The sequence below is a fragment of the Aeromonas sp. QDB23 genome, assembly GCF_027707745.1.
In the GTDB taxonomy this organism is placed as follows: domain Bacteria; phylum Pseudomonadota; class Gammaproteobacteria; order Enterobacterales; family Aeromonadaceae; genus Aeromonas; species Aeromonas allosaccharophila.
Window position 1 is genome coordinate 1 of record NZ_JAPCJA010000186.1, and the last position, 544, is coordinate 544.

The window sequence follows — 544 nt, forward strand, 5'->3', positions numbered from 1 at the left end:
CATGATCTCGCACCTCGATAACTGTACGTAAGATCAGTATAGTTCGTGGTGGCTGCTAATCATGGGTAATCAGGATGATTTTTGGGTAATAATGATATGAGGATGTTGCGAGCTCATTGATGCTGTAGATACAGCGCACCAGCTGACTACAAATGCGACAATGAAAATTGCAGTAATCTTGTTCCCATGCCGTTAACTTGCCCATTGCTTTATTGAACTCATCTTCGATTTCAGACGGCTCAAATGGTTTTCGCCAATTTAGCTTGAAAGCAGTTATGTCATCGCAAGCTTCGCACCAATAAGTAGGTGTAGCCCCAAAGATTTGCTCACCGCTAAATCGGTCTTTCTTTTGCAGCCTCACAAGCCGCTCTTTTTCTTCAATTGTCTCGATCATGCTTCTAGCAGCTAACGTAAAAGTGAAGGGCGCGAGCGGCTTCGCCGCGAAGCGTCCCTTTCGACTGACGGGTTAGGGAAGGTGCGAACAAGTCCCTGATATGAGATCATGTTTGTCATCTGGAGCCATGAAAAAGGGTTCATCATGAGT

At 45.4% G+C, this 544-nt stretch carries 1 protein-coding gene; it reads right to left on the minus strand.

Going from position 1 to position 544, the window contains the following annotated elements:
- Positions 1 to 55: 55 nt before the first annotated feature.
- Entirely contained in the window at positions 56 to 394 is a 339-nt protein-coding gene (locus PG888_RS23105; RefSeq protein ID WP_270694499.1) for a hypothetical protein, read from the minus strand.
- Positions 395 to 544 lie beyond the last annotated feature (150 nt).